The following is a 16679-nucleotide window of genomic DNA, read 5'->3' on the forward strand; positions in this document are numbered from 1 at the left end:
GGAAAATGACTCTTGAGAATATAACGTTATAATGTTTAAATATTGGATTTCTCGTACATTAATTTCATCTTAGCCTCCCAAAAGTCCAGGAAATATCCCACGAAATTACGATAATATCCGAAAAAGTTGTAATTTCACACTGTGTATTAAGCAAAAAGCCCCCCGTATCACTTGGAAAGTGACCGGGGGAACTAGTAAGCCAGTAACTCTACCAAATCAAAAAGAAATAGACCCCCACGCGTTAGGTAAGGGTCTATTCCTTTTACCAAACATATTGACAATGCACCTACTAATCATCAAGATTTGAAATGCAAAAAGGGCCGCTCGCGAAGCGAACGGCCCAAAATATAGGGAGGCTCAGGAGGCAGTATGCCGCCCTTTTGCCACAGGTACACAAGCTAATATGTTCTCGATCCGAAAAGCCCGAGGGGCATGGGAAGTCAGGCAAGTCGCCCGAACCAAACCGCCCCGCACATCATGAACTTCGATCCGCCGCTGCGTAATCTTGCCTGTACGGTCAAGGTAGATGATTTCTACGGTGCGACCGATGTATTTTTCCACCAGGATCATCTCCATATAGGAACGTTTGTTTGTATTATATGCAAACAATTGATCTTTATTCAAGTGGAAATGACCTCCAAGCAAGATCATGCTGTCCCCGAAGCCCGCTTATTTGTCCTTCGTTCTTCCTTGGCGTTTGTTCCCGAGCTCAAACAACCCGGTGGCCGATAAACCCGCTAAACCTCCCGCCCACAGTCGCAGCACCAGCTCCATTTCCGTAAATGGGTACGCCGCTGCTCCAACCAAAATGCCGATGATTACCCCGATGAAAGGGATCAGATTTTTCGGCAGGTTGAAAGTTGTTTTCACAAGTTGAACCAAAGCTAATACAAATACGGACAAGACCGAGGCAAAGGCCAGTACATTGGTTAAAATCTCGTTTTGCATGACGATGATTCCCCTCCTTCTTATTGCTCCGGGATGCCCGCCGCCCGGCGCAGGTAGTTAGCTAAGTTGTTAAAATGCTGCGCTCGTGCCATATTCCCTTCGTCCCGTGCCTTAAACCAAGCCGGAGAAAGCCAGCGGAAGATGATTTCCTGTGCATTGCTTTTTGGCAGTGGAATCAATGGGCCGGGAGTGGACGAAGAGGCTAATGGAATGCCTGAGGCCACCCGTAGATTGTTCGCTAAATTGTGAAAATGCGTCATGCCAACTTGGTCCCCTTTGGCACGTGAAGCAAACCATGCAGGAGAAACGTAGTTGTCGATCAGCGACTGTGCGATGGAAGCGGGCAATGGCGTAAACGATGTATTTGAGTTTGACGTCGGGCTAGTTGTACGCATGGTCTTGAGTTCGGCTGAGATATCGTCCAGCAATCGGTTCATCGTTTTTCCGCCTGTAGCCAGAGCCTTATCAGGATCCTGTCTTCGCGCGGGATCCAGTTGCCTGTGAGATGGAATAAAGACGTAAGGGTTCTTGTTCCATTTGTAACAGCAATAAGCCAGATACCAGACATACCGCTTGTACGCTTCCGTAAATTTTATGCGCCCGCCGTAACAAAATTCCACCCCGATGGCCGCATCATTGGCATCATAGCCAAATAAATCGTTGTCCGTCGTCACGTTGTACAGCACGTGCCAAGCTTTTTCCGCAGGATCCGAGCCAGTGCCTGTCGGGATAATTTCAAGAATTTTTGTATCATCGATAAACACATGGGCCGAGGCCGTACGATCCTTCAGCGAGTTGAAATAGGCATAGTGGTTGTCCGCCGTAGCCCCCGGATTCCCCGTGTCATGTGCCACAAAAAACTCCGGGGTTCCCGTCGTCAACCTCGTCCCTGGTCGGACGTTAGGCCGCCTTGCAATGTATCGCCTTTCAATCCGGTATTTTTGTGTATCCATAAGCGATTTCACCCCTTCCATTTATGCTATTCGTCAAGGTATCCCCTTCGCTTGTGCGCTTGTGAGTACGATTCTAGGATTTTCATCATAAAACAAAAGAGCCTGCGATGATTTAGCAGACTCTGGTATAATTTAGCATGTACAACTGAACTTGGGTGGGACAGTATCGCCTCCAGATGGGAGGTGATGCGTATGCAATTTTCGTTTTCGGAAGTGATCATGCTAGGCATGTTTGTCCTTGCACTGCTTACTTATCTGAATAAACGAAAATAACCCGCCCAGGTTAGCGCCGAGGTGCGGGTTATTCTCTGAAGTACATTTGGAGGTTTCCCACCCAAGTGTTGTACCGGGGAGGCTGTGGCGCAGCCTCCTTGTTTCTATTGTTATCTTAGCATACTCTTCCATATACCTCAATCATACCCAAGAGCTTATTCCTCCAGCCGATCGATCCGTTTATGGGCTTGTTTTGCTGACTCTTCGACGCGGGTCAGCCGCTCGGAGAAGGCTTCAAATCGCTGGCCTTGCAGCTTCTGCTCGATTTTCATGTCGTCAATGAGTCTCTTGAGATTTACGATCTCTGTTCGTCTCATCGCCTCAGCTTCAGCCGCTTCCTCAGCTTCCCTCCGCATCGCTTTCGAGCGCCCGGCCCAGCCTAATGCTATCCCACTAATTGCCGCTAAGGCCGATGTGATCGAAGTTAGTGCAGTCATGTCCATAAATCTCACCTCTCTTAAGTTTCTTTAAGCGAAGTTTATTACCATTTTGGAAATCCCTATCTTCCTTATCTTCAATTGAGCTTGTCCAAGAAAAGTTTGGATAGAGTGTTTTCCACCCTCTTTTTTACCAATTTGGTAACCGCAACCTGATTATATGTTGCCATTTTGGTAATGTCAAGCCATATGATTACCGATTTGGTAATATAAAAAATTCCCATCCTTACCACCTTCTCTTTACCAATTTGGCAACTTGTGCTACACTAAATGAAACGGTTAGGAAGAGGAGTAACCATGCAAACGCTAGGCGAACGAATCAAATATCTTCGTGAACTACGTCAGCTCACGCAAAAAGACCTCGCCTCCCAAGCCGAAATTTCGGTCGTGCAGCTATCTCGGTATGAGACCAACGACCGCAAGCCGGATCCGGAGGTGCTGCGTAAGATCGTTGACGCTCTGGATACCAGTGCCGATTATTTACTAGGCCGGACCAACGACCCGTCTTCAGCAGTGGAGAAAGGCATGAGTTTGTCTTTTTTCGGAGGACCTGAAGCGTATACAGCGGATGAAATCGCCATGATGGAGGCAGCCCTCAAAGCATATCGGGAGCAGAAGAAGAAGCTGCTGGACGGAGACGAATCGAAAGGCTAAATTATTCGAAGATAACGAGTTACATATAAAATCAACAAGACAACTACAACGGCCCTGATTCTAAGGGCCCTTATTTCGGACTATAGACCGAACATACATTCTTATCCAAGAGGTGACTTGAATGTTGTACGCCTATTATCGCGAGACTCATCTGGAGCAATGGATGAATACCAAATATCTGAATCACGGGATCTCATCCCCCGCCGATCTCGACATCGACCGCATCGCCGAAGCCTTCGGGATCGGGTTAGTCTATGGGAATCACCCGTCCTTTTCGGACAATGAGGAGAATGTGATTTTCTTGAACAAAATGATGCAGGCGGATCAGTCCCGGGTCGTCTTTTTCCATGAACTTTGCCATGTGCTGCGCCATGCCGGAGATCAGCGGCGGATGACTGAGCTGTTCATGCATGCCCAAGAGACCGAAGCTGAGCAGTTTGTGCTCTATGCCGCCATTCCTTTCTATATGTTCGCCAAGCTGCCGGTGCCGGATCATCGCAGCGAAGCGGTGGCTTACATTGCCGAACAGTTCCAGGTTCCCCCGGAGCTGGCGGAGCAGCGGTTGGACCAAATCCAACGGCGGGTGCTGCAGGGCAGCCTCATCGCAGCTGCCCAGGAGGCAACCCGCCGCCAGCGCGAAGCGGAGCAGAGCTGGTCGCCGGAAACCCGGCGGGTACTGTCCCAGCTGGAACGACAAATCGGAAGTCGAGGAGGGCGGTAAAGAATGCGGATTGCGGCATATTGCGATTATTATACGGACTCGATCCGTCCGCTGCAGTTAATTGTGGATCTCCAGCCAGGGGATGTGGATTGGTCGGAAACGCTGTATATCCCGGTTTCGGGACCGTTTGAGCCGTTTGCTCCCGAGGATTTTGGCGACCTGCCCTGCGTATCTGTCCTGCTGGAAGACCTCGTTCGACCTAAGCTGGAACAGGAGCCATCAGATCAAATCTCAGCTGGCGCACCGGACACATCGCACTCCCATCCATCGCAACAGCTGCTGGGCATCCGCCTGCCGCAAATTGCTGCCCGCTGCGGCGATCCCTCGGACATCCAGCGCCTGGTGTTGCAGATGGACGAAGTCGAAGAAATTCTAGGCTATGTCATCGGTTGATTGGGATGGTCGTATTTGACAACCGGCCATTTTTGCTTGCGCAGCGCGTCCATCAGCAGCGGCCCGACATTCAGATTGCTCTCCACCAGCTGATGCGGCGTCAGCGCCATCCATTGATTGAGCGACACATCCGCAAATCGGTCACTGCGGAACATCTCCAGGAACCAGATGCTGCGGTCGCCGGTATTCTGGATATAGTGGCCATAGGCAAACGGTACATACCCTACATCCCCTGCTCTGACGTTAAAGGTACGGGCAGCGCCGTTACCGGCAAATACGGTCATCCGTCCTTTCCCGGACAAATAATATTGCCATTCATCATTGTTGGGGTGCCAATGCAGCTCTCGCATTGCACCAGGCTTAATTTCCACAAGGGCAGCCGCAATCGTCTTGGAAATGGGGAAGTTCCGCGAATCCGCGATCCGTACCGTCCCGCCCGGCGTTCGAATCGGCTCTTGGGCCAGCAGGCTGTGCTTGAAGCTGAGAGGAATTTCGCCGTACGGCGATTCAATCCTTTGCGTGTCGATCGGCCCCGGAACACGGTCCTGATAAATATACACCTGCTCTTTCGGGATATGGTCGAACGCCTTTTCAGGCACGCCAAAATTCGCAGCAAGCACCTCTTTGGGCGTATGGGCAAACCAGTCGGAGATCGTCAACGTATTGAGGTCAGAGAAATTCCCGTCATCGAACACAAGCAGAAACTCGCAGCCTTCCTCCAGCCCTTGAATCGAATGGGGAATCCCCGGTGGAAAATACCACAAATCCCCCACGCCCACATCGGCGATAAAGTTCCTCCCGTCCTGATCCACCGCTGTAACCCGGGCACTGCCCGAAATCATAAACGACCATTCTGCCTGCTGGTGCCAATGCAGTTCCCGCACTCCCCCCGGCGTCAGACGCATATTGACCCCCGCCAGCGTCGTGGCGATGGGCAGCTCCCGAACCGTAATTTCCCGGGACCATCCCCCATGGTTCAACTGCATATGCGTATCCGAAAAAGAAAACTTCAAATTCGGAATCAATCCGTTATCGGTCACTGGAGGAACCAGCATATCGGGATTCTCGCGATCCCGCATGACGTCACGCGGGCCTGTATCGGTAGCCCCGGCGCCGTCAGCCCGTATCGGCTGAGGGATCGACGACATCGCGCCAGCTTGATTCTCCGGCTGCCTGGAATCAGATGAATCCAAATGATCCGACATTCACCATCACTCCTATCTGGACATGTTGCTGCTAATTTTTACCAAAACTTATTTACACAGTGAACCTATTCCCGTATGAGCAAAAATATGTAGTGATTCATTTCCACTTTTCCCATAAAAATCGACGATTTCGGAGAAAATAACGTTAAGTGCTTGATAGTTGCCTAAGCTTCTGTATAATTAAAGTTAGTAAGTTTAGTCAACAAACTAACTAGGTAAAGGGGAATCCTTGTGGAAAAACCTGTACGTCCGAATGAACCACTTGTAACTCACATTTATACGGCAGACCCATCTGCCCATGTGTATGAAGGCAAGATCTATATTTATCCATCCCATGACATCGATCATGACGGTCCAGACAACGACAACGGTGACCAATACGCCATGGAGGACTACCATGTCCTGTCGCTGGACGACTTCAACTCTCCATGCGTCGATCACGGTGAAGTCCTGCATGTGCGCGACGTCCCATGGGCCAGCAAGCAAATGTGGGCTCCGGATGCGGCTTATAAGAACAATACTTACTATCTCTACTTCCCTGCGCGGGACAAAGATGGCATTTTCCGTATCGGCGTAGCGACCAGCTCTTCGCCTGCCGGGCCTTTCAAGGCGGAAGAAAACTATATTCCAGGCAGCTTCAGCATTGATCCGGCTGTTCTCGTGGATGACGACAATCGTGCCTACATGTATTTCGGCGGACTTTGGGGCGGCCAACTGGAGAAATGGCAAACCGGCACCTTCAATCCGGACGCAGAAGGCCCGGCACCAAATGCACCGGCGCTTGGACCACGCTTCGCCGAGCTGAGCGACGATATGCTGACCTTCAAATCCGAACCGCAGGAAATCTCGATTGTGGATGAGGATGGCAATCCGCTGTTAGCCAAAGATGAGGAGCGCCGTTATTTCGAAGGGCCATGGGTGCACAAGTACAACGGGTATTACTACTTGTCCTACTCCACCGGAACGACCCATACGCTGGTTTATGCGATCAGTAAGAACCCGCAAGGTCCTTTCGTATTTAAAGGTAAAATCCTGGAGCCAGTCATCGGCTGGACCACTCACCATTCGATCGTGCAATTCCAAGATAAATGGTACCTGTTCTACCATGACAGCTCGCTGTCCGGCGGTGTGAACCACAAACGCAGCGTTAAATATACTGAGCTGCATTACAATCCGGACGGCACCATCCAAACCATCGATCCATATAAATAAGCACCAAGAAGGAGCGCCCATCGGCTGAAGCAAGCCGGGTGGCGCTCCTCTTTTATTTCATTTCAGCTGTTCTCCGCCTTCTGCTCTCGGCATCGCGGTGTGCTCTGTCGATGCTTCCGCAATCTCATAAAATGCCCAATGCGTCTGCGGAACGTCACGCCACACCGGAAGTACGTCGGCTCCGCCAAACAGCGGCCCCCGCTCCAATGCGCGGTTCAACACCGTCACAGCCTCGGCCCGTGTGACCAAAGCCGTTGGCCGGAACGAGCCGTCAGCATATCCGCTGACGATACCCGCCGCTTGAGCCGCTAGGATCGCCTGCTCCGCCCAATGACCGGCAGTGTCCGAGAAGCCTGCGCCTCGCTGCCCTGCAGCCGACTTCATCAACTTCACGGCGATCGCCGTAATTTCCGCCCGTGTGACGGGCTTTTCCGGCTTGAAGCTGCCATCGGCATAGCCTTGCATCAAGCCCATTCTGTACGCTTTGGCAATCGCCTCAACGGCCCAATGACCTGCCGGAACATCGCTGAAGCGAATTGCTTGGCCCGCTTCCTTCATTTCCACCGTTTTAACTAACATGGCGGCCATCTCCGCGCGAGTGATCGGGTTCTCCGGTTTAAACAAACCACCGGGGTAACCGCTGATATAAGCCTTATGCATAGAGGTTAACGCTACGTCCGACTTCACTAAAGCAAAGGTGCTGAAATGATCGACGGTGAATTTCAACCCTTTGCCGTTGGCTAACGGAACAACTTCCCCCGTCAGGAACTCCGTTGTTCCGCCGGAATGTTCGACATAGACCCCGAGTTTAGTCGGGTCTACTTCATCTGCCATCCCCGTTAACGGCAGAACAAGCTCGACCTCCCGGTTTTGTAAATTCGTCTCGATTTGAACCGGGCGGCCGATAATTGTAACTTCATTACCTCCTGTAGCCGTAAGCACAACCTCAGCCTGGTTCGCGCGCCCTTCGATTTCCTTGGTTTGGGCGGCTGCTTTTACCGGCTGGATCGTCATCGTCACATCACCGCTTGCCCCCTGCAAGGAAGCTGCCGGAATCGTGATCTCCCCGTTTACGGTTCGAAATTGCAAGTCAAGTCCACGCCCCGTGAGCAAGGAAATGACGTCGCGGGCAAGCGAAATCTTGATGGTGCTCACTTCATCCTTCGCATCCGGGATCATCAGACTCAGCGAAGCGGCGCCTTCTTCCGCCAATTTGTTAATCGCTTCCCGAAGCTTAGCATCGGCCGTCAACTTGATTTCATCCTGCTTCGAGCCATCAGCTGCGGTCGTCCGAACGATGTCGACCGGGATAGGACTGGATGGATCGCGGATAATTTCCGGTTCCACTGGACGGCTAGGCGGCGTTGACGGTCCAGATGGAGGCGAAGGCGGGTTCGTCGGATTGGTTGGCGTTGTTGGCGGCGTCGATATAGATCACCCAATGCTCTCCCGTCTCAACGACGGACTCGGGCGCCGCTTGCTCTAAGCTTTCCACCAAGTTGCTCACTTCTGGCGCAATTGGATTCGTTGCATCGGAAGACTCCATAATCAGGACGTTCAAATCTTGGGCATCCTGTACCAGCTCTTTACCGCCGTTGCGCGTCCAGCTTCCGGTATATTTCACGCCTGTGTCGTCATCATTCACTTTGGAGGTTCCGTTCTTGGCTGTAACCTTGAACAAACGCGAAGCATGCGGCTCCAAATAAATGTTGGTCATTCCGGTTGCATCATCGCCAAGCTCCTTATGGGCCCACAAATCGCGGACCGAAGCAGCGCCGTCCAAACCGATGTCGCTCCACTTCACATTCATGGATGCGCCTTTGGTGCCCAGATTAAACAAAGCCACCGTGTATGTGCCATCCCCATTATTGGCGTACCACACCTGTTGATTGGTTGCCATCGATACGGGATGTGCCGGGCGGCCGGCTTGGTTGACGGCGATCACCTCATCATTCGTCAACAGCTCCAGACCATAGCTGTCCAGGTTAGTTAAATCGTCGCCGGTGTAAAATTGCGCACAGGCAATCGCCCACAGCGTTGCCGCGGTCTGCCGCTCGTCTCGGGTCAAGCCGGACGTCTGCCCGTTCCCAATGTTAAGCGAGTCGAAATCGTTCCAACCGCCGGGGCCAGCGTCACGCCACCACAAGGCAGCATCCGGGAACAACCGGGCGATGTTCGACCATTGGGTCATCCCAATGTTGCGGTCATACGCCTCCACATCCCAATTGACGCGCCAGCCATTGGCGTATTTTTTCCAGAAGTCTACGTAGTTGTGGTCCAGCGCCCAGGACAGTTCCAGCCATATTCCGTGCTTGGACAACGCCATCGACCAGGCCTTTACGTCATCCCGCGCGTCGATCGATAGGTCGTTATGGCCAGACCCGGGAGTCACGCTGTCGAACTTCACGAAGTCAACGCCCCAGGAGGCGATCAGATCCGCGATGGAGTTCACATATTCCTGCGCCCCCGGCTTGGAGAAGTCGATTTTGTAATCGATATCCCAATAGTCCGCTGGTCGAAGCGGCTGAGCGGCGATGTCCTGCATATGGTATTCCGTGCCATAAATCGGCAGGTTCTTCTCGTAAGCTTCTTTGGACAAACCGGGAATCAAATAGATCCCGACCTTCTGTCCATTATTATGGATATAGTCCACCAAATTCTCAAAACCGTTAGGATACAACGTTTCACTTGGAAGCGGCCGGCCGTATTCGTCCATGCTGCCGTTCCAGCCTGCGTCGATGTTGATGTATTCGTACCCGTGGGCTTGCAGCTTCTCGCGCATGGCATCGGAGATCATCTTCAGCTTCGCTTCCGAGGTCCAATTTCCCTCCGGCCCGTCGTACACCTGCAGGCTGTAGCTGCTCCAACCCATATAAGGCTTCAATGCCAGGCCGTTATCGGCGGCATGGGCCACCTTGCTCTCCGTGCCAAAATAAGCAAAGGGCACTAGAGTCAGCGCCGCCGCTAACCAGCAAACCAACGTCTTTTGCAGCAAACGGATCATCAATTCATCTCCTTTGGTAGATATTGTGGTCCCTGTTGGACGGTTGGTGGTTCAATGATTCAGTGATTCTGTGATTCATTGAAGTTCGGTGCCCTCCCCCTTTCTGCGATTAAATTATCTTGGTAGCGCTTACATATCTGTCCGATGAAATGATCTCATGAACGTGCCGGCTTCGCCTAGGTACATCTCTTCGTTTGGCGTACACTTCCTCCTGATTTCGATGGAGCATCCAGCGGATCTCAGCAACCATTTTTTCGGGCAAGGGACAATTTCCCATATATCGTTCCCTATATTTCCATTAAATGTATATTTACTCCGTTCACGGTACACGCTATCCCCATATCAATCATTGGAGGTCATGTTGTGGATAGCCAAGCTGGAACAAACTACGAATCAACGGAAGCCGAACATATTTTAACGGACCGTCAGGGTCACCCCATCACGGACAATCAGAACGTCCGGACCGTAGGAAGCCGGGGGCCAACCACCTTGGAGAACTATCATTTCCTCGAGAAAATCACCCATTTCGACCGGGAACGTATTCCGGAACGAGTGGTACACGCGCGGGGGGCCGGGGCTCATGGTTATTTTGAAGCTTACGGCAAAGTCGGGGACGAGCCGATTGCGAAATATACCCGGGCCAAGCTGTTTCAGGAGGCCGGAAAACGGACGCCGGTGTTCGTCCGCTTCTCAACCGTGATCGGCGGCGGGGAATCCCCCGAAACGCTCCGCGATCCGCGCGGATTTGCGGTGAAATTTTATACGGAGGATGGCAACTGGGATTTGGTGGGCAACAACCTGAAGATCTTTTTTATCCGTGATCCGTTGAAGTTCCCGGATATGGTGCATTCCTTCAAGCCCGATCCAGTCAGCAAGCTGCCGGACCCGGAGCGAATGTTCGACTTCCTGTCGCAAACGCCGGAATCGACACATATGGTGACTTTCCTGTTCTCGCCTTGGGGCATCCCGGCAAACTACCGTCAGATGCAGGGTTCAGGGGTCAACACGTATAAATGGGTCAATAAAGATGGAGAAGCCGTACTGGTCAAATACCATTGGGAGCCGAAGCAAGGGATCAAAAACCTGCTGCAGCACGAGGCCGACGAGATCCAGAAGACCAACTATAACCATGCCACGCAAGATTTGTATGAGGCGATCGAGCGCGGTGATTATCCGGAGTGGGAGCTGTGCGTGCAGATCATGAGCGATGACGACCATCCGGAGCTGGACTTCGATCCGCTGGACCCCACCAAGCTGTGGGATCCCGAGAAATTTCCGTTTCTGCCGGTTGGCAAAATGGTGCTGAATCGCAATCCGGAGAATTATTTTGCCGAGGTAGAGCAAGCGGCGTTTGGGACCGGCGTGCTGGTGGACGGGCTGGATTTCTCCGATGACAAGCTGCTGCAAGGGCGGACCTTCTCTTACTCGGATACGCAGCGTTACCGCGTGGGGACAAACTATTTGCAACTTCCCATCAATGCGCCAAAAACGAAGGTTGCCACGAACCAACGCGGTGGGCAAATGGACTATCGGGTCGTCCACAATCCGGGCACGAACCCGCATGTCGATTATGAACCGTCAACGAAAGAAGGCCTGAAAGAAGCGGACAAACGAGGCAAAGACCATGAGCCGCATTACGACGCCAATCTGGTTCGACGGAAGATCGAACGCACCAACGATTTCGCTCAAGCCGGCGAGACCTACCGCAAGTTTGATGATGTGGAGAAAAACGAGCTGATTTCCAATTTGGTGAACAATCTGAAGGTGTGCAGTCCTAAAATACAGGAAACGTGGATCAGCTACTTTACCCAAGCTGACGAAGAGTATGGAAGACGCGTGAAGGAAGGGCTTGAAGCGGCCAAGCGGGAAATGGGAGCCGCAGGCAAGCATACCAGCACAGCGGACGCAGATCAAGCGATGGATAAAGCCAAAGGGATGGGGCACGAGTCCGATCGGTATTAATGAACAAAACCTGCGAAGGCCTTGTGGGCAATCGCAGGTTTCTTTATAACTCGCCGCAGCCCAGCAAATCCAGCCGCAGCGGCGTAAAGGTCTCCCGCAGCTTGCTAGGCTTCAGCGCGCGGCAGCCCTGCAAGCAAACCGCTTGGGATCACCAGTGTTTTCCCCCGCCGACAGGAGCGTTTTGTCCCCATATTCCAGTTGTCCTTATGTTTTCTCCTTTAAACTTATGGGATAATGGCCTTATCGTTCCAATCTATGGGATGCGATATTCATCTTTACATGGTTGAAGGAGGATCCCTATGGACATGACAAGGGGAACTTACGGTTTCCGGTTCGCTGAAGACCAAGAGCTTCCGCTGTGCGTGTTGTTTGCCGCCGGCTATGACTCTATCACTGATCCTTCTTATCACTGGGACGGATTAGAGCGAACGGACGGACCTTTGCTCCTATTCCAATATACGTTCTCCGGAGAAGGGGTCTTTGAGCTGGGTGATTGCTCTCACCGCGTTACCGCCGGACAAGCGTTCCTCGCCGAAATTCCAAGTTCCCATCGCTATTATTATCCGCAAGAAGCTTCGGCGCCTTGGGAGTTCCTGTTCCTGCTGTTTCGGCCGAATGTGGTACTTCCCTTATGGCGAAAATTCCTCAGCGAAGCCGGAGCAGTTCCTTATCTTCCCGAAGACTCCACACCGGTGCGGTTGGCGCGTATGATCATCACTGATGCGGGAGCAGGTCGGATCACCGATCCCTACATCGCCTCATCTTGCGTTTACCAGTTCGTCACGGAATTAGCCAGAATGCAGGTTACGTCGCAGAAAAATAAAGAGAACTGGCCGGAAAGCGTCAAACGCGCCGCCGAGTTGATGGAGAGCAACTATGCGCAGATGATCAGCATCGATCAGCTTTCCGAGCATGTTGGCTTGTCCAAGTACCACTTGATCCGCCGGTTTTCGGACAGTACAGGTCTTACGCCAGGCGCTTATCTGACCCGTGTCCGCACCGAAAAAGCGATGGACCTGCTTCGCGGTACGTCACTTAGCATTGAGACCATTGCTGAGCGGGTAGGTTATTCCAGCGGAAGTTACTTCATTAAGGCCTTCCGCCGTTTGACCGGGCTCACCCCAGGAGAGTTCCGCAGCGGGGGCGAAAGTCTGGTCTATCGCAAGCTATTCTTCGATTAAACGCAATATTTTGCTATTCATATCGCAAAGTTACTATAGATATAGCAAAACTCCTTTAGGTAAGATGAACCTAACAAGAGCAATAAAGATCCATCCGTAAAGGAGTTTTGCAAATGAACCATCAGCAGATTGCCCCAACTCCACCGCTAGGTTGGAATAGTTGGGACTGCTACGGCGCAGCTGTGACGGAAGAAGAGATTCGGGGCAATGCGGAATACATGGCCAAGCATCTGAAAGACTTTGGTTGGAACTATATCACCGTGGATATTCAATGGTATGAACCAGGAGCCCTTTCGTCTCAATATCGGCCGTTTGTTCCGCTTGTGATGGACGGCTATTCCCGGCTGATGCCTGCCGAGAATCGCTTCCCCTCTGCGGCCGGCGGCCAAGGCTTCAAGCCGTTAGCGGATTATGTGCATAGCCTCGGGCTGCGATTCGGCATTCATATCATGCGCGGCATTCCGCGGCAAGCCGTTCACGCCGCCACACCGATCTTGGGGACGACCGCAACCGCACGTGATATTGCACATCCCAATTCGATCTGTCCCTGGAATACCGATATGTACGGTGTGGATGCCTCCAAAGAAGGGGCGCAGGCCTATTATGATTCGCTCTTTGCCTTGTATGCCTCATGGGGCGTTGATCTCGTAAAAGTGGACGATATTGCCGCTTCCCGGCTTTACGGCACCCACCAAGCCGAAATTGCATTGATCTCCGAGGCGATCAAGCGCTGCGGCCGTCCGATGGTGCTCAGCTTATCCCCCGGACCGGCTCCGGTGGAGCTTGCAGCTTTCTTCGCCGAACATGCCAACATGTGGCGCATGACGGACGATTTCTGGGACCAGTGGCCGCTGCTAAGGGACATGTTCGACCGCTGCCGGGCATGGCAGGGCGTCCCGCAAGCCGGGTCATGGCCGGACTGCGACATGCTGCCGCTGGGGCATATCGGCATCCGCTCGGTGGACGGCGGCGGGGCGGATCGCTGGACCCGGTTCACGCGTGACGAGCAATTAACGATGATGTCGCTTTGGAGCATTTTCCGTTCGCCGCTGATCTTTGGCGGGGAACTCCGAGACAACGACGAATGGACCTTGTCGCTGCTGACCAACCGCGAGGTGCTGCGCATGCACCGGGAAAGCCGCGGCGCCAAAGAAGCCCTTCGGCAAGACGACCTGATCGTTTGGACGGCCGACCATCCCGAAGGGTTCAACTATGCAGCTGTTTTTAATGTAGGGGAAAGCGCGCTGCCGCTAGAGCTCCCTCTGGAGCAAATCGGTTTATCCGGCATTTCTTCCGGGACTGAGCTGTGGAGCGAAGCTCCTGCGGAGCTTACGGCGGCTGGGGAGCTTCGGACTACGATCCCGCCGCATGGGGTGCGGTTGTATCGGTTGGAATGAAAGAGACCTGCCGCCCTGGCAGGTCTCTTCCCAATCTTCATCCATATTCATACTCTCTACCAGATGGACTTCATATCCCAAACTTCCATCGACCTAACCACGAGCTCTCCATCTCCCCAAATCTCCAGCCCTAGAGCATCTCTGCGGCTCGGATAGACTCGGGTGGTCAGGCTTTTTAGTCCATTGGCATAAGCTTCAACCATCGAACGGTCCAAAAAGAGATGCAGCTTTAAATTTTCACCGAACAGATCCAATCTGCCACCCTGAATTCCTTTGCACTTCTCTCGTGGATGCAAAGTCGTTTTGGTTCGATCGACCAAGAGTTTACCTTCAACCTTATCGTAGTACAACAACGTTTGCTCTTTCCCATCCGGCGTACACCGCACTTTAATTCCGAGTTGTTTGGCTTGTACCGATTCCAGTTCCACAAGGATCTCAAGCACGTCCCCTTTAATGCCCCTCAGCAGATCATTGGTCTCTGCCATTGTCTTGTCCTGAATCGACAACCGCTTTGCGCCACGCAAGGATTGAAGCTCTTGGATCGGCTCAATTCCCAGGCGTCCATCATCCCGTAAATAAACGCTTAATGGCAACCCGGCATTATGGGCCCAGCCCGATTGATACTCCAGCTCGGCCGTCCGGTCCCCTTGGGCTATCGTAAAAATGATCTTCCTTCCGGTCTTCGGATCCACCATGCCGCTGGGTCCAGTAAAATGGAAGTCACCCACATCAATCAGCTCTGGTTCTTCCTGATCTGGAATAAACGAGAGCTCTTCCTTATCCAGCCGCCCAATCCAGTAAAACACTTCAACGTCCGCACCTTCTCCGACTGGGCTGACCAGAAGCAGATGCTTGCTTTCCCCCTGCTTGTCCGCGCCAAGCGGAAGCAGAACCGGAAGCTCCCAGATTGGTCCAAGATAAGGGAACTTCTGAAGATCCGCTTGGAAAAACGGTCCTTTGTACGTCCAGTTCAACATATCCTTCGAAACAAAGGCCAGGGCAGCCCCGCCTGCACCTTCGATCCCCGACCCCACTAGGGCATACCAACCGTCATCATCCTTCCAGACAAACGGATCTCGGAAATCGCCGAAAGCCCCCATCCCTTTTTGCTGTACGATGAGAGGCTCCGGATGCTTCACCCACTGAACCAAGTCCGAATTGCCATCCGTTAAGTAAGTACTTCGGGCAAGGGCCACGCTCTGATTTGGCGAAGCACTGTCATTTCCCGCCGTAAAAAACAGGACCGGTAAACCGTCCGCATCATAAGTGGCGCTGCCTGACCATATACCATCCGGGGCAAGTCCATCCTTCTCAGGGGCAAGTGCTACGGGAAGATCACGCCAATGAACGAGATCCTCACTCACCCAATGTCCCCAATGGATCTGATAGAAGTACGGACCTAACGGATTGTGTTGATAAAATAAATGATACCGCCCCTCGAAATAAATCGGTGCATGTGGTTCGTTCATCCAATGAGCAGGAGGGCTGACATGATACTGCGGCCTATGCCAATCTAGCAGAAGCGGAGCCCGATCCAGCTTAATTTCATCATAGGGCACCTGAGGTTTGATACCGCCATATAGGGAATCAAGCACTTCCCGATACGATGCGGCTATTTCCTCTCCACTTAATGCCCGTCGATAAATCTTCAACTCATCCAAGATTCCGCTGAACATTTGGAGGTGAAATACTCCGGCCCAACGGCTGCTGTGATTATTTTTGCCGATTAGTAAATCTGTACCTACAGCCTCAACCATTCGAGAACCGACAGGTACCTCAGATGAAGCAATTGCTCGGCCATTCAAGTACAGCTTAATTTCGCCTCGATCCCCATCAAAAACCGCATTAACATAGGACCATTCATGCTTGGGCAACTCACAGCCGTCCGGTGACCAAACTTCCTTCCAGCCCCCTTGATCAAGTCCCAACTGAAAAGACCATCGTCCGTGCCGGAACATCCCCAGCAGATAACCCTGGTGACGATCCCGATGATGACGGTTCACAATAGCAGCCAGCTTCCCTTCATACCCCCAGTCATAGGAGCGCGGCGCCACCCACACCCCTATGCTTAAGGCTGACAACAGCTTTGGCTCCTGCATCCTGTCCATTTCTCTGGCTGGATGGGTGATAAAGGTCGAATAACCGTCAAACAGGAGGCCCCTTCCTACAACTCCTTGTCTCCATTGCGGATCAACAGGCCCGGTGAATTCAGCTTGATTAAATACATACTGAATCTCATCCCATGAAAGAGATACCTGCTCTAGAGCGCTTCTTCCGGCACCTTCATCAAATGCCCAGTACATCATTAATTCTTGGTCTCCTGCGAGCCGACGCATCAA

At 52.4% G+C, this 16679-nt stretch carries 15 protein-coding genes; 7 read left to right on the top strand and 8 right to left on the bottom strand.

The window, feature by feature from the left end; translation table 11 throughout:
* Positions 1-357: 357 nt before the first annotated feature.
* From PBA01S_RS08735 to PBA01S_RS08750, 4 genes are all read right to left on the bottom strand, one after another.
* A complete protein-coding gene (locus PBA01S_RS08735) occupies positions 358-624 on the bottom strand; it encodes a hypothetical protein (protein WP_307719237.1) in 267 nt (88 codons plus the stop codon).
* Positions 625-669: 45 nt separating this feature from the next.
* The gene (locus tag PBA01S_RS08740) at positions 670-948 is read right to left on the bottom strand and encodes a holin (protein ID WP_016311299.1); all 279 of its coding nucleotides are present in this window, start codon (positions 946-948) and stop codon (positions 670-672) included.
* Positions 949-968: 20 nt separating this feature from the next.
* A complete protein-coding gene (locus tag PBA01S_RS08745; RefSeq protein ID WP_255315313.1) occupies positions 969-1901 on the bottom strand; it encodes a peptidoglycan recognition protein family protein in 933 nt (310 codons plus the stop codon).
* Positions 1902-2329: 428 nt separating this feature from the next.
* The gene (locus PBA01S_RS08750) at positions 2330-2617 is read right to left on the bottom strand and encodes a hypothetical protein (protein ID WP_028537377.1); all 288 of its coding nucleotides are present in this window, start codon (positions 2615-2617) and stop codon (positions 2330-2332) included.
* A gap of 291 nt (positions 2618-2908) precedes the next feature.
* On the opposite strand from PBA01S_RS08750, the gene PBA01S_RS08755 reads away from it, so the two are divergent.
* From PBA01S_RS08755 to PBA01S_RS08765, 3 genes are all read left to right on the top strand, one after another.
* Positions 2909-3265: a helix-turn-helix domain-containing protein gene (locus PBA01S_RS08755; RefSeq protein ID WP_164744127.1), complete on the top strand. Its 357-nt coding sequence runs from the start codon at positions 2909-2911 to the stop codon at positions 3263-3265.
* 121 nt (positions 3266-3386) lie between these two features.
* Positions 3387-3986, top strand: a complete 600-nt coding sequence (locus PBA01S_RS08760) for an ImmA/IrrE family metallo-endopeptidase (RefSeq protein WP_085168748.1) — start codon at positions 3387-3389, stop codon at positions 3984-3986.
* 3 nt (positions 3987-3989) lie between these two features.
* Positions 3990-4379: a hypothetical protein gene (locus tag PBA01S_RS08765; protein WP_028537374.1), complete on the top strand. Its 390-nt coding sequence runs from the start codon at positions 3990-3992 to the stop codon at positions 4377-4379.
* Here the strand turns inward: PBA01S_RS08765 and PBA01S_RS08770 are convergent.
* Positions 4364-5527, bottom strand: coding sequence for an oxalate decarboxylase family bicupin (locus PBA01S_RS08770; RefSeq protein ID WP_028537373.1), 1164 nt, complete (start codon positions 5525-5527; stop codon positions 4364-4366). The genes PBA01S_RS08765 and PBA01S_RS08770 overlap by 16 nt on opposite strands.
* A 288-nt stretch (positions 5528-5815) precedes the next feature.
* Here PBA01S_RS08770 and PBA01S_RS08775 point away from each other — a divergent pair, with 288 nt between their 5' ends.
* Positions 5816-6796 carry a glycoside hydrolase family 43 protein gene (locus PBA01S_RS08775; protein WP_028537372.1) on the top strand — a complete coding sequence of 327 codons (981 nt, stop codon included), beginning with the start codon at positions 5816-5818 and terminating at the stop codon, positions 6794-6796.
* A 57-nt stretch (positions 6797-6853) separates the two neighbouring features.
* Here the strand turns inward: PBA01S_RS08775 and PBA01S_RS08780 are convergent, their stop codons facing one another.
* Together PBA01S_RS08780 and PBA01S_RS08785 are read right to left on the bottom strand one after the other, a co-directional pair.
* Complete coding sequence (locus PBA01S_RS08780; protein WP_051416777.1) at positions 6854-8143, bottom strand: S-layer homology domain-containing protein; 1290 nt, start codon at positions 8141-8143, stop codon at positions 6854-6856.
* 7 nt (positions 8144-8150) lie between these two features.
* Positions 8151-9800: a glycoside hydrolase family 27 protein gene (locus tag PBA01S_RS08785; RefSeq protein WP_127575798.1), complete on the bottom strand. Its 1650-nt coding sequence runs from the start codon at positions 9798-9800 to the stop codon at positions 8151-8153.
* 363 nt (positions 9801-10163) lie between these two features.
* On the opposite strand from PBA01S_RS08785, the gene PBA01S_RS08790 reads away from it, so the two are divergent.
* The 3 genes from PBA01S_RS08790 to PBA01S_RS08800 all read left to right on the top strand — a co-directional run bounded on the left by PBA01S_RS08790 (position 10164) and on the right by PBA01S_RS08800 (position 14340).
* Complete coding sequence (locus tag PBA01S_RS08790; protein ID WP_174844473.1) at positions 10164-11762, top strand: catalase; 1599 nt, start codon at positions 10164-10166, stop codon at positions 11760-11762.
* A gap of 299 nt (positions 11763-12061) precedes the next feature.
* Positions 12062-12943 carry an AraC family transcriptional regulator gene (locus tag PBA01S_RS08795; RefSeq protein ID WP_028537370.1) on the top strand — a complete coding sequence of 294 codons (882 nt, stop codon included), beginning with the start codon at positions 12062-12064 and terminating at the stop codon, positions 12941-12943.
* Between the two features lie 113 nt (positions 12944-13056).
* Positions 13057-14340, top strand: coding sequence for a glycoside hydrolase family 27 protein (locus PBA01S_RS08800; protein WP_028537369.1), 1284 nt, complete (start codon positions 13057-13059; stop codon positions 14338-14340).
* A 56-nt stretch (positions 14341-14396) separates the two neighbouring features.
* Here PBA01S_RS08800 and PBA01S_RS08805 read toward each other — a convergent pair whose 3' ends face one another.
* A complete protein-coding gene (locus PBA01S_RS08805; protein WP_127575800.1) occupies positions 14397-16676 on the bottom strand; it encodes a GH32 C-terminal domain-containing protein in 2280 nt (759 codons plus the stop codon).
* Positions 16677-16679: the final 3 nt, after the last annotated feature.

It is taken from the genome of Paenibacillus barengoltzii NBRC 101215, assembly GCF_004000745.1.
Classification (GTDB): Bacteria; Bacillota; Bacilli; order Paenibacillales; family Paenibacillaceae; genus Fontibacillus; species Fontibacillus barengoltzii.